The sequence below is a fragment of the Shewanella sp. SR43-4 genome (assembly GCF_014163845.1).
GTDB lineage: Bacteria > Pseudomonadota > Gammaproteobacteria > Enterobacterales > Shewanellaceae > Shewanella > Shewanella vesiculosa.
Map to the genome: position 1 here is coordinate 1 of NZ_JACJEB010000075.1, position 224 is coordinate 224.

At 37.5% G+C, this 224-nt stretch carries 1 pseudogene; it reads right to left on the reverse strand.

Annotated elements, in window-relative coordinates:
• Positions 1 to 224: pseudogene (locus H5123_RS20885) on the reverse strand (IS110 family transposase); the annotation flags it as partial.

Here is a 224-nt window from a genome sequence, read left to right on the forward strand (position 1 = left end):
AGTGACAGAATCTTGCCAATACCTGGTACAGTTTTAAGTAGTTCTAGATACACTGGATTATGATTTTTGGCTTGTTTTTCAATGAACCATTCAACTTGAGCGAGTTCTTTGGCATAGCAATCAAGTAGCGCCATATCTAAATCAATGTTGCGCTGCACGATAGGGTCTTGATACTGCTCACGAAGTTTTTGTCTTGCTGAAATGTTTTTAAGATTTAACTCAGT